The sequence below is a fragment of the Clostridioides sp. ZZV15-6598 genome (genome assembly GCF_020657705.1).
GTDB lineage: Bacteria > Bacillota > Clostridia > Peptostreptococcales > Peptostreptococcaceae > Clostridioides > Clostridioides difficile_F.
Genome location: NZ_JAGWCS010000319.1, coordinates 1 through 494 on the forward strand (window position 1 = coordinate 1; position 494 = coordinate 494).

1 pseudogene is annotated in these 494 nt (G+C 22.3%); it reads right to left on the bottom strand.

The window, feature by feature from the left end:
• Positions 1-403 (bottom strand): annotated as a pseudogene (locus KGF50_RS21830) (AAA family ATPase); the annotation flags it as partial.
• Positions 404-494 lie beyond the last annotated feature (91 nt).

The window sequence follows — 494 nt, forward strand, 5'->3', positions numbered from 1 at the left end:
CTTTATAATTATTTTCATTCATATATGGAACTGGTCTGATATTAGTTACTCCAATCTTATAAAATAAGCTTATAGTCTCTAAAGTAGTTTCATCAGAATCATTTACAATTAAAGCATTTGTACCTTGTGGTAAGGATAATAAATCATATACTTTATCTTCTTTAAAAGTTCTTCTTATTACAATAACTTTTTTCTTGTCTAATATATTATTTATAATTTTGTCTAATCTTTCTACTGACATTACCAATATTACATCATCATTTATAATATCCTCATCATTTATTTCATCTATAAAGTATCTGTTGATTTTTATATAATCTCCAAAAACTAACTTTAAGTTATTTTCCAAAAAATCTATTAAATCTTTTCTGCTATCATTTACCAAGGCTACTGATTTTTTCATTAATTTCTCCTTATTTACATAATAAATAGTTTTTAATAATATTTACAGGAAGGTTATTTCCATAATCAATATATCTTCTTGTATCTAAAAT